The sequence below is a fragment of the Pseudomonas sp. EA_5y_Pfl2_R50 genome (genome assembly GCF_963970475.1).
Classification (GTDB): domain Bacteria; phylum Pseudomonadota; class Gammaproteobacteria; order Pseudomonadales; family Pseudomonadaceae; genus Aquipseudomonas.
Genome location: NZ_CAXAPT010000020.1, coordinates 29,004 through 41,072 on the forward strand (window position 1 = coordinate 29,004; position 12,069 = coordinate 41,072).

The window sequence follows — 12,069 nt, forward strand, 5'->3', positions numbered from 1 at the left end:
GGCTCAGGGCCTCTTCGCGAGCAAGCCCGCTCCCACATTGGATTGCCTGCGCAGATTCAATGTGGGAGCGGGCTTGCTCGCGAATGGGGGCCACCCGGTCTTTCAGTCAATCCGTATTCTGTGGACTCAACCAGCCCCGCACCCGGCGGAACAATTGCTCTTGTTCAGCTCTTTTATCCGGCAACGCCTGTAGCGCGACCTGGCTGAACGCCGACGTCTTCAAGCGCTTGCTCGCCTGCATGCGTTCCAGCGCCGCGTTGCGATCCAGCGGTTTGTCCATGTAGAAAATATCCGCAGTCGGCAGCTTCAGGGGCGGGGTCAGCTCAGCCAGTTGCGGCTTGGCTTTGGCCGGTGCCTGGGCGTCGACCATGACGAATTTCTCGACCTGCGCGGTTTGTTTCTCGCTCAGATAGCGTGCCGCCCAATAGGCGCCGGTGCCGTGGCCGAGCAACACGATGCGCCGGGTGCTTTGCTGTTCGGCGTAGTCGATGGCAGCGTCAATGCGAGCAAAAATCCGCTCGGCGTCGGCCTTGGCCTGTTCTTCGATGGTTTGCGCGACGACCTGATCGGCCACTTCCGCTTCACCGCCCGCAGCCTGTTCGATAGGCTGCGCGGTGGTGGAATCCTTGGTGCCGGTTTCCGGTGCCTTCGGCGCTGCCGCCGACTCGATGACGCGTGGCGCAATGGCATCGCTTTGCAGGTCGGGCAGCGTGATACTCAGGCTGCTCCAGTCGGCGTCCGGCAGTTTGCGGCGCAAGGGAGCGATTGCCTGCGGCCAGTCAGCCGTTTCACCAGCGCCGGGGATGATGATCACCGCGCCTTTCGGTTCAGGGGTATTGGCCGGTTTCCACAGGGCGAGGAAGGTGTCGCTGCCAGCCTGCAATTGTTGCTGTTCGTGCGCCGGGAGTTTACGTTCCAGTGCCGCGGCCTCTTCCTGACTACGCTCAAGCAGTGGCTGGCGTTCGGCTGGTTTTTCTTCGGCAGGTTTTTCGGCAGCAGGTGCCGGGTCGGCGGCTTCGACGGAAAACGCACAAGGCAGGAGCAGCGACAGGCACAATGCTGGCATTGCCAGGCGGTAGACAGAGGGCATCGGTTATTCCAGGCCAGAAAGTATCCCGGCAGCCTAATGGGTTGGTCAGAATTTGTCAGTTCAAGAGACTTCAATGAAGCGATTTTGCTGCCTGTGGGTTATCGGCTGTTTGTGGTTTCCCTTGATGGGGTGGGCGGCGCCTGCGCCCCCGGCACATTTGGCTCAGTTGTCAGCGAGCCAGCAGCAATGGCTGGCGCAGCACAACGAGCTGCGCGTTGGCCTGGTGTTACAGGCGCCGTATGCAACCTACGACCGTCGCCTGCAACGGCTGTCGGGGGCCAACGTCGAATTGATGAAATTGCTGGCCAAAGCGCTCAACGTCGAATTGAGCTGGCGCAATTTTCAGGATCTGACGCAACTGGAAACAGCGCTGCGAGACGGCGAGATCGACATCGCTCCGGGCCTGAGCCAGACCCCAAGTGCCCTGCGTCTGTGGCAGTTTTCCGATCCGTACATGCGCGTGCCGCAACTGATCGTCAGCGATCAGAAAGCCGGCGCTGTAGTCGATCTGGAAAAACTCGACAGCCAGGCCCGCGTGGCGGTGCGCATGCCCAGTACCACGGCCGATTATCTGCGTAGCAACTATCCGCATCTGAACCTGCAAGGCGTGCCGCTGGAGCGTCAGGCGCTGCAGTTACTGTTGAGTCAGCAGGCGGCTTACGCGGTGGTCGATGAAGCGCAACTCGGGCGTCTGTCCGCAGAACCGGAGTTCGCCGAACTGGTGGTGGTCGGGGATATCGGTCTGCCGCAGTTGTTGCGGGTCGCTTCGCGCCGCGACTGGCCGGAACTGGCCGGCATCGTCCAAAGTGCCTTGCGCGCAATCCCGGCCAAAGATCTGGAGCAACTGCACAATCAATGGCTGCAGCCGAAATACCCGCGACTGTCGGAGTCGCCCGGGTTCTGGCAGAACCTCAGCCTGCTGTTTGCGGTGATGCTGCTCAGTTGCGTGGCCATCGTGTTCTGGCAGCGACGTCAGCAGCACAGTCTCGAACAGCGCTTGCTCGCCGCGCGGGAAGACATCGCCTTGCGCGCGGCGAGTGAAGAAGCGCTGCGGCTGACGCAGTTTTCCATCGATCAAAGCACCGTCGGCATTCTCTGGGTCAACTGGGACAGCCATGTGCGCTACGCCAATCGTGCGGCGGAAGTCATGCTCGGCTACGCCGCCGGTGGATTGATCGAGCGCCCGTTGATCGACTTCGAGCCGGGTCTGCACATGGATCGCTGGCTCAACCTGTGGAAACGCGCGCGGGCCAGTGAAGAGGGGCCGCTGAGCTTCGAAACCAATTGCGTGCGCGCCGACGGCAGTGTCTTGCCAGCGGACGTGTCGCTGAGTTTTCTGCGTTTTCGCGAGAGTGAGTATCTGGTGGTGTATCTCACCGACGTCACCGAGCGCCGCCGCGCACTGGCGGCGTTGCAAGAAAGCGAGGCGCGTCTGCAAGGCATTGCGGCCAACGTGCCGGGGCTGGTGTTCCGCCTGGAGCGCGCACCGGTGACCGGGCAGATCGATTTTGCCTATATCAGCGAAGGCAGCGAAAACCTGGTCGGCTACGCGCCCGCCACCATTGCCCATCGCGACATGGGCCTGCGCGGTCTGGTTCACCCGGACGACAAAGTCAGCTATCACCAGACTCAGGATCAGGCGCTGGACACCGATAGCGACTGGTCATGGCAGGGGCGAATCCTCACCCGTCAGGGTGAGCAGCGCTGGGCGGAGATCAAGGCGATCACCCGGCAACTCGAGGATGGTGCTTATGTTTGGGACGGTATTGTCTGGGACATCACCGAAAGCAAGCGCATCGAGCTGGAACTGGCTGACTCACGTGAGCAACTGCGCGAACTGTCGGCGCACCTCGAAAGCGTGCGCGAAGAAGAAAAGGCGCGCATTGCCCGAGAGGTTCACGATGAGCTGGGGCAAATGCTCACGGTGCTGAAACTGGAGACGTCGATGTGCGAACTGGCCTACGCGCAACTCGACCCCGGTCTGAATGAGCGCCTGAACAGCATGAAGCGCCTAATCGCTCAGTTGTTTCAGTTGGTGCGTGATGTGGCGACGGCGCTGCGACCGCCGATTCTCGATGCCGGGATTGCCTCGGCAATCGAATGGCAGGCGCGGCGATTTGAAGCGCGCACGCAGATTCCGTGTCTGGTGCAAGTACCGGACAATCTGCCGGCGCTGAGTGATGCCAAGGCGATCGGCCTGTTCCGGATTTTGCAGGAAGCGTTGACCAATGTGATGCGCCATGCGCAGGCGCATACTGTGGAACTGACGCTGGAGCTTGCGGGCGACGAATTGTGTCTGACGGTCAGTGATGATGGCGTAGGATTTGTCGCCGCTACCGGTCGGCCAACGTCGTTTGGATTGGTCGGCATGCGTGAGCGGGTGCTGATCATGGGCGGGCGGTTGGTGTTGGAAAGCGAGCCGGGGGAGGGCACCAGTCTGGTGGTGCGGGTGCCGGTGAGTGAGGTTTGAAGATTTGTGGTGTCTGGGCTGACGCTTTCGCGAGCAGGCTCGCTCCCACAGGGTTTGTGTGTACCTGAAAACTGGAGAAAAACTTTGATCCGTGTACTGGTAGCCGAAGACCACACCATCGTGCGCGAGGGCATCAAGCAATTGATCGGCCTGGCCAAGGATCTGCAGGTGGTGGGGGAGGCGAGCAATGGTGAACAACTGCTCGAAACCCTGCGCAACGTGCCTTGCGAGGTTGTGTTGCTGGACATCTCCATGCCCGGCGTCAACGGTCTCGAAGCGATCCCGCGCATTCGGGCATTGAGCAATCCGCCGGCGATTCTGGTGCTGTCGATGCACGATGAAGCGCAGATGGCTGCCCGCGCGCTGAAGGTTGGCGCCGCCGGCTATGCGACCAAGGACAGCGACCCGGCGCTGTTGCTCACGGCGATCCGCAAGGTCGCGGCGGGTGGGCGTTACATCGACCCCGATCTGGCCGACCGCATGGTCTTCGAGGTCGGCCTGACCGATGCCCGGCCCTTGCATTCGTTGCTCTCCGAGCGTGAATTCTCGGTATTCGAACGCCTGGCTCAAGGCGCCAACGTCAATGACATCGCTCAGCAACTGGCGCTGAGCAGCAAAACCATCAGCACCCACAAGGCGCGGCTGATGCAGAAGCTCAACATCACCTCGCTGGCCGAACTGGTGAAGTACGCGATGGAACACAAACTCCTCTGAAGATCATCGTCACCAGAACGGTGGGAGCGGGCTCGCTCGCGAATGCGGTGTACCAGTCACTGAATCAGTTGAATGACCCTCCGCATTCGCGAGCAAGCCCGCTCCCACAGGTTTCTTCATCGTTCCTGCGAGATTGGGCATATCTGATAGCGACACGCGCTTTTGCTTGTTCTTGCAGCTTGCAGCTTGTCACTCGCCACTGCCTTATCCATCAGCGCCATCCTTGTAGGGCAATCCCTACCCCCAACCTTCCATCCGGCTGAGGCGATTCTCTCCTGCGCCCCGATTTGCGTGCCTGTCAGCAACCACTAGGCTTGATCTACAAGCAGTCATCAACAACAAAGGTGTGGGTATGAGCCAGGTCGATACAAACGCAGGGGCCAGTGATGTGCTGGTCAGCTTTCGTGGAGTGCAGAAGAGCTACGACGGCGAGAACCTGATCGTCAAAGACCTCAACCTGGACATCCGCAAAGGCGAATTCCTCACCCTGCTCGGGCCGTCCGGTTCCGGCAAGACCACCAGCCTGATGATGCTCGCCGGCTTTGAAACACCGACCGCTGGCGAGATCCTGCTGGCAGGGCGCTCGATCAACAACGTCCCGCCGCACAAGCGCGATATCGGCATGGTGTTCCAGAACTACGCGCTGTTCCCGCACATGACCGTCGCCGAAAACCTTGCGTTCCCGTTGACCGTGCGTGGCCTGAACAAGAGTGACGTCAGCGACAAGGTCAAGAAAGTCCTCAGCATGGTGCAGCTCGACGCATTCGCTTCGCGCTACCCGGCGCAACTGTCCGGCGGTCAGCAGCAACGTGTGGCCCTTGCTCGCGCGCTGGTGTTCGAACCGCAACTGGTGCTGATGGATGAACCCCTCGGTGCCCTCGACAAACAACTGCGCGAACACATGCAGATGGAAATCAAACACCTGCACCAGCGCCTCGGCGTGACTGTGGTCTACGTGACCCACGATCAGGGTGAGGCGCTGACCATGTCCGACCGCGTTGCAGTGTTCCACCAAGGTGAAATCCAGCAGATTGCGCCGCCGCGCTCCCTCTACGAAGAGCCGAAAAATACCTTCGTCGCCAACTTCATCGGTGAGAACAACCGCCTCAACGGCCGCTTGCTCAGCCAGAACGGCGAGCGCTGCGTGGTCGAGCTGGGCCGTGGGGAAAAGGTCGAAGCGCTGGCGGTCAACGTCGGCCAGACCGGCGAACCGGTAACCCTGTCGATCCGTCCGGAGCGCGTCAGCCTCAACGGTTCGAGCGATCAATGCGTCAACCGCTTCTCAGGGAGGGTGGCGGAATTCATCTATCTGGGCGACCACGTCCGGGTGCGCCTGGAAGTCTGCGGCAAGACCGACTTCTTCGTGAAGCAACCGATTGCCGAGCTCGATCCTGCGCTCGCCGTCGGTGACGTGGTTCCGCTTGGCTGGCAGGTCGAGCACGTTCGCGCGCTTGATCCGCTGTTAGAGGCGAACTGATCGCCCCCTCAATACCAACACCAACCCTGCACGTGGAGAGAACAATAAATGTTGAGATCCCTGAAGTTCACCGCCCTGACCCTGGGCCTGATGGGTGCGACCGGCGCAATGGCCGCTGGCCCGGATTTGACCGTGGTGTCGTTTGGCGGGGCGAACAAGGCGGCGCAAGTCAAAGCCTTCTATGCACCGTGGGAAGCGGCGGGCAACGGCAAGATCATCGCTGGCGAATACAACGGCGAAATGGCCAAGGTCAAAGCCATGGTCGACACCAAGAGCGTGTCGTGGGATCTGGTCGAAGTTGAATCGCCAGAGCTGTCCCGTGGTTGCGACGAAGACATGTTCGAACAACTCGACCCGGCACTGTTCGGCAAGACCGAAGACTACGTCAAAGGCGCCATCCAGCCGTGCGGCGTGGGCTTCTTCGTTTGGTCAACCGTACTGGCTTACAACGCCGACAAGCTGAAAACCGCACCGACCAGTTGGGCGGATTTCTGGGACACCAAGAAATTCCCGGGCAAGCGTGGCCTGCGCAAAGGCGCCAAGTACACCCTCGAGTTCGCCTTGATGGCTGATGGTGTCGCGCCCAAAGATGTTTACAAAGTGCTCGCCGGCAAGGACGGTCAGGACCGTGCGTTCAAGAAGCTCGATGAGCTGAAACCAAGCATCCAGTGGTGGGAGGCTGGCGCGCAACCGCCGCAATACCTCGCTTCCGGTGACGTGGTGATGAGTTCGGCCTACAACGGTCGCATCGCTGCCGTGCAAAAAGAATCCAACCTGAAAGTGGTATGGAATGGTGGCATCTACGACTTCGACGCCTGGGCCATCCCGAAAGGTCTGGACGCCAAGCGCGCGGAAGCGGCGAAGAAATTCATTGCCTATTCGGTGCAACCGCAGCAGCAGAAGACCTACTCGGAAAACATCGCCTACGGTCCGGCCAACACCCAAGCCGTACCGCTGCTGGCCAAAGACGTCCTGAAAGACATGCCGACCACCCCGGAAAACATCGCCAACCAGGTGCAGATCGACGTCAGCTTCTGGGCTGACAACGGCGAGCAACTGGAGCAGCGCTTCAACTCCTGGGCTGCGAAGTAACCCGAGGGCTCGCCCTCCTGTGGGAGCGGGCTTGCTCGCGAAAGCGTCAGTGCATTCAACATCAATGTCGACTGATACGCCGCTTTCGCGAGCAAGCCCGCTCCCACCTGGATCTGTGTGCATCAATCGATCGAGGTGGCTCGCCACCTCTGTAACGATCAAAGATTTGCGGAGTACGTCATGGCCATCGCCGTTCCCCTGAACGAGGGCAACAGCCCCACCTTGAAGCAGAAGCTCAAGCACGCCGAGCGGGTCAACCGCTGGAAGGCTCAAGCGCTGATCGCGCCGTTGGTGCTGTTTCTGTTGCTGGTGTTTCTGGTGCCGATCGTGGCGCTGCTCTACAAGAGCGTCGGCAACCCCGAAGTGGTCGGCGGCATGCCGCGCACCGTGGCGGCCATCGCCAGTTGGGACGGCCGAGGCCTGCCCGCTGAACCAGTCTACAAAGCTGCCGGCGAAGACCTTGCCGAAGCGCGCAAAAACCAGACGCTGGGCGACCTGTCCAAGCGCTTGAACATGGAGCTGGCCGGCTATCGCAGCCTGCTGACCAAAACCGCCCGGGCGCTGCCGTTCGCCAGCGAACCGGCCTCTTATAAAGAAGCGCTGGAAGGTCTCGACGAACGTTGGGGCGACCCCGCCTACTGGCAAGCGGTCAAACGCAACACCAGCAGCATTACGCCTTATTACCTGCTGGCGGCCGTCGATCACCGGATCGACGACCTCGGCGAAATCGCCCCGGCCACCCCGGATCAGGCGATCTACCTCGACATCTTCGCCCGCACCTTCTGGATGGGCCTGGTCATCACCGTGATCTGCCTGTTACTGGCTTATCCATTGGCGTACCTGCTGGCGAACCTGCCATCGCGGCAGAGCAACCTGCTGATGATTCTGGTGCTGCTGCCGTTCTGGACCTCCATTCTGGTGCGGGTCGCGGCGTGGATCGTGTTGCTGCAATCGGGCGGGCTGATCAACAGCGCGCTGATGGCGGTGGGCGTCATCGATAAACCGCTGGAACTGGTGTTCAACCGCACCGGCGTGTACATCTCGATGGTGCACATCCTGTTGCCGTTCATGATCCTGCCGATCTACAGCGTGATGAAAGGCATCTCGCCGACCTACATGCGCGCCGCCATTTCTCTCGGCTGCCATCCGTTCGCGAGTTTCTGGCGGGTCTACTTCCCGCAGACCTACGCCGGTGTCGGCGCCGGTTGCCTGTTGGTGTTCATCCTCGCCATCGGCTACTACATCACCCCGGCGCTGCTCGGCAGCCCGAACGATCAAATGGTCAGTTACTTCGTCGCCTTCTACACCAACACCAGCATCAACTGGGGTATGGCCACCGCGCTGGGTGGGCTGTTGCTGCTGGCGACCGTGGTGCTTTATCTGATTTACAGCTGGCTGGTCGGCGCCAGTCGCCTGCGCCTGAGCTAAGGGGAATTCGAGATGCTGAGTCCTTACATGTCGCCCATCGAACGGGTGTGGTTCTACAGCCTGCGGATTCTCTGCGGCCTGATTCTGTTGTTCCTGATCCTGCCGGTGCTGGTGATCGTACCGCTGTCGTTCAACTCGGGGAGTTTCCTGGTCTATCCGCTGCAGGGCTTTTCGCTGCAGTGGTATCACGACTTCTTCGCCTCGGCAGAGTGGATGCGCGCACTGAAGAACAGCATCATCGTCGCCCCGGCGGCGACGGTGTTGGCGATGATTTTTGGCACGCTGGCAGCGATTGGCCTGACCCGTGGCGACTTCCCTGGCAAGTCCCTGGTGATGGCGCTGGTGATCTCGCCGATGGTCGTGCCGGTGGTGATCATCGGTGTGGCGAGTTATCTGTTCTTCGCGCCATTGGGGCTGGGCAACAGCTTCTTCTCGCTGATCGTCGTGCATGCGGTGCTGGGTGTGCCGTTTGTGATCATCACGGTGTCGGCGACGTTGCAGGGGTTTAACCACAATCTGGTGCGTGCGGCGGCGAGTCTGGGCGCATCGCCACTGACGGCGTTCCGCCGGGTAACCTTGCCGCTGATTGCGCCGGGGGTGATTTCCGGGGCGCTGTTTGCCTTTGCCACATCGTTTGATGAAGTGGTGGTCACGCTGTTTCTCGCAGGCCCAGAGCAGGCAACGTTGCCACGGCAGATGTTCAGCGGGATTCGCGAGAACCTCAGCCCAACGATTGCGGCGGCGGCTACATTGCTGATTGCCTTCTCCGTGATCCTGCTGCTGACCCTGGAATGGCTGCGTGGGCGTAGCGAAAAACTGCGTACCGCTCAGGTCTAGCGGCGAACTGAAGATCCTTTCCCCCTCACCCCAACCCTCTCCCCCATGGGGGGAGAGGGCTAGGGAGGGGCTCTTGGTCTTCTACCCGACCAACCATTCACACCCTGAATAGCAGACAACCCCAAATCACCAGCTAATCTTGTGCCCAGCTCCCACATCTATAAGAGGCTGCGCACGATGAGTCTGTCCCAGTTCAAAATCGCTCACAAACTGATCACCGGCGCCGCAGCCATCGAACAACTGGCTGGCGAACTTACCCGGCTGGACATCGACAATCCCCTGATCGTTACCGACGCTGCGCTGGTCAAATCCGGCACCGTCGCGCTGGCGCTGGTGCAACTCGGCGGGCGCGACTACGAGATTTTCGACCGCGTATTGCCCGACCCGGAAATCGCCATCGTCGAAGACTGCATGCGCGTGTACCGCGAGGGCGGGCACGACGGCTTGATCGGCCTCGGTGGCGGCAGCGCCATCGACATCGCCAAAAGTGTCGCCGCGTATGCCGGTTATCACGGTGCGCTGGAAGACCTGTTCGGCGTCGATCAGGTGCCGCGCAAAGGCCCGCCGCTGATTGCCATCCCGACCACCGCGGGCACCGGCTCCGAAGTGACCAATGTGGCGATTCTCTCGGACAAAGTCGCGCAATTGAAGAAAGGCATCGTCAGTGACTATCTATTGCCGGACGTGGCGCTGGTCAGTCCGCAGATGACCCTGACCTGCCCGCGCAGCGTCACCGCCGCCAGTGGTGTCGACGCGTTGGTGCACGCCATCGAATCCTATCTGTCGGTGAATGCCTCGCCGATCACCGACTCGCTGGCCATCGGGGCGATCAAACTGATCGCCAACGCCTTGCCCAAGGCCTATGCCAACGGCGCCAATCTGCAAGCCCGCGAAGACATGGCCACCGCCAGCCTGATGGCCGGGATGGCGTTCGGTAATGCCGGGGTCGGTGCGGTGCATGCGCTGGCCTATCCTTTGGGCGGGCGATTCAACATTGCCCACGGTGTGAGCAACGCCTTGCTGCTGCCATATGTCATGACCTGGAACAAGATGGCTTGCGTTGAGCGCATGCAGGATATTGCCGAAGCCATGGGGGTGAAGACCGCTCATCTGAGTGCAGCCGAAGCCGCAGACAAAGCCGTGCAGGCCATGACCGATCTGTGCGCGGCGGTGGAAATCCCGGCCGGACTGCGCAGTTTCGGCGTGCCTGAAGAGGCGATCCCGGCCATGGCGGCAGAAGCCGCGGGCATCGAGCGCTTGATGCGCAATAACCCGCGCAAGTTAAGCGCCGTCGATATCGAGAAGATTTACCGGGCGGCGTACTGATCATCGCGGTCACGGTGCGCGCATCAATGCATGAGGCTACAATGCGCGCCATCGTGATTTAGCTCAGAAAAGGTGCGTCATGCAGCCCTTCGTAATTGCTCCGTCGATTCTCTCCGCCGACTTCGCCCGCCTCGGCGAAGAAGTGGACAACGTTCTCGCCGCTGGCGCCGACTTTGTCCATTTCGACGTCATGGACAACCACTACGTGCCCAACCTGACCATTGGCCCGATGGTCTGCGCGGCATTGCGCAAGTACGGCGTCACCGCGCCAATCGACGCGCACCTGATGGTCAGCCCGGTGGATCGCATCGTTGGCGACTTCATCGAGGCCGGTGCCACCTACATCACCTTCCACCCGGAAGCCACGCTGCACGTTGATCGCTCGCTGCAACTGATCCGTGAAGGCGGCTGCAAATCCGGTCTGGTGTTCAACCCGGCGACCCCGCTGGACGTGCTCAAGTACGTGATCGACAAGGTCGACATGGTTCTGCTGATGAGCGTCAACCCGGGGTTCGGCGGGCAGAAGTTCATTCCCGGCACCCTCGACAAGCTGCGCGAAGCGCGGGCGATCATTGATGCCTCGGGCCGTGACATCCGCTTGGAAATCGACGGCGGCGTCAACGTCAACAACATCCGCGAAATAGCTGCGGCTGGCGCTGACACCTTTGTCGCCGGCTCGGCGATCTTCAATGCGCCGAACTATCAGGAAGTCATCGACAAGATGCGTTCCGAACTGGCGCTGGCCCGTCCATGAGCGGATTTGAGCAGCTGTTCCCGGGAAAACTGCCTCGGCTGGTGATGTTCGATCTGGATGGCACGCTGATCGACTCGGTTCCGGACCTGGCAGCCGCAGTGGACACCATGCTGCTCTCTCTCGGCCGTCAACCGGCGGGCATCGATTCGGTGCGCGAATGGGTGGGCAACGGCGCGCCGGTGCTGGTGCGCCGTGCGCTGGCCGGTGGCATTGATCATTCGGCGGTGGATGACGTGGAGGCCGAGCATGCGCTGGAGGTTTTCATGGAAGCCTACGGCGCCAGCCATGAGCTGACCGTGGTCTATCCCGGCGTGCGCGACACCCTCAAATGGCTGCACAAGCAGGGCGTGGCGATGGCGCTGATCACCAACAAGCCGGAGCGCTTCGTCGCGCCGCTGCTGGATCAGATGAAGATCGGTCGTTACTTCAAGTGGATCATCGGCGGCGATACTCTGCCGCAGAAGAAGCCTGATCCGGCGGCGCTGTTCTTCGTCATGAAAATGGCCAACATTCCGGCCTCGCAGTCATTGTTCGTCGGCGATTCGCGCAGCGACGTGCTGGCGGCGAAGGCCGCCGGGGTCAAATGCGTCGCGCTGAGTTACGGCTACAACCATGGCAGGCCGATTGCCGAAGAATCGCCGGCCCTGGTGATCGACGATCTGCGCAAGCTAATTCCCGGTTGCCTCGTCACGGCCGCTGAGATAACGTTGCCCGACGCTGCTCAATCCCCTTCTGGAAACGCCATCGTGGTGGTCACTCGCAAACTCTGGATGAAAGTCATCAAGGCCCTGGCCCGCTGGCGTTGGCGCGCCTGACTTGTTCCTGGCCGGCCTGCCGGTGCGTTTGCATACCTGACTGATTTGCCCCTCACACCACGAGGC

The 12,069-nt window shown here is 61.1% G+C and carries 10 protein-coding genes; 9 read left to right on the forward strand and 1 reads right to left on the reverse strand.

Translation table 11 applies throughout. The features are described 5' to 3' along the window. Nucleotides 1–106 precede the first annotated feature (106 nt). On the reverse strand, nt 107–1,090 hold the full coding sequence (locus AACY19_RS25300) for an alpha/beta hydrolase family protein (RefSeq protein WP_339454288.1): 984 nt from the start codon (nt 1,088–1,090) through the stop codon (nt 107–109). Nucleotides 1,091–1,163: 73 nt separating this feature from the next. Between AACY19_RS25300 and AACY19_RS25305 the strand changes: the two genes are divergently transcribed. The 9 genes from AACY19_RS25305 to AACY19_RS25345 all read left to right on the forward strand — a co-directional run bounded on the left by AACY19_RS25305 (nt 1,164) and on the right by AACY19_RS25345 (nt 12,003). Beyond that, nucleotides 1,164–3,560: a PAS domain-containing sensor histidine kinase gene (locus AACY19_RS25305; RefSeq protein WP_339454289.1), complete on the forward strand. Its 2,397-nt coding sequence runs from the start codon at nt 1,164–1,166 to the stop codon at nt 3,558–3,560. Nucleotides 3,561–3,644: 84 nt separating this feature from the next. Then, nucleotides 3,645–4,274, forward strand: a complete 630-nt coding sequence (locus AACY19_RS25310; RefSeq protein ID WP_339454290.1) for a response regulator transcription factor — start codon at nt 3,645–3,647, stop codon at nt 4,272–4,274. Nucleotides 4,275–4,626: 352 nt separating this feature from the next. Then, nucleotides 4,627–5,751: an ABC transporter ATP-binding protein gene (locus AACY19_RS25315; protein WP_339454291.1), complete on the forward strand. Its 1,125-nt coding sequence runs from the start codon at nt 4,627–4,629 to the stop codon at nt 5,749–5,751. Nucleotides 5,752–5,799: 48 nt separating this feature from the next. Continuing rightward, a complete protein-coding gene (locus tag AACY19_RS25320) occupies nt 5,800–6,843 on the forward strand; it encodes an ABC transporter substrate-binding protein (RefSeq protein ID WP_339454292.1) in 1,044 nt (347 codons plus the stop codon). Between the two features lie 180 nt (nt 6,844–7,023). Then, nucleotides 7,024–8,271, forward strand: coding sequence for an ABC transporter permease (locus AACY19_RS25325; RefSeq protein WP_339454293.1), 1,248 nt, complete (start codon nt 7,024–7,026; stop codon nt 8,269–8,271). Nucleotides 8,272–8,283: 12 nt separating this feature from the next. Continuing rightward, nucleotides 8,284–9,108, forward strand: a complete 825-nt coding sequence (locus tag AACY19_RS25330; protein ID WP_093097808.1) for an ABC transporter permease — start codon at nt 8,284–8,286, stop codon at nt 9,106–9,108. Nucleotides 9,109–9,285: 177 nt separating this feature from the next. Beyond that, on the forward strand, nt 9,286–10,434 hold the full coding sequence (locus AACY19_RS25335) for an iron-containing alcohol dehydrogenase (protein WP_339454294.1): 1,149 nt from the start codon (nt 9,286–9,288) through the stop codon (nt 10,432–10,434). A gap of 79 nt (nt 10,435–10,513) precedes the next feature. Beyond that, nucleotides 10,514–11,188 (forward strand): ribulose-phosphate 3-epimerase, encoded by a 675-nt coding sequence (gene rpe / locus AACY19_RS25340; RefSeq protein ID WP_007918813.1) that lies wholly within the window; start codon nt 10,514–10,516, stop codon nt 11,186–11,188. Beyond that, a complete protein-coding gene (locus tag AACY19_RS25345; protein ID WP_339454295.1) occupies nt 11,185–12,003 on the forward strand; it encodes a phosphoglycolate phosphatase in 819 nt (272 codons plus the stop codon). Before rpe ends, AACY19_RS25345 begins: the two co-directional genes overlap by 4 nt. Nucleotides 12,004–12,069 lie beyond the last annotated feature (66 nt).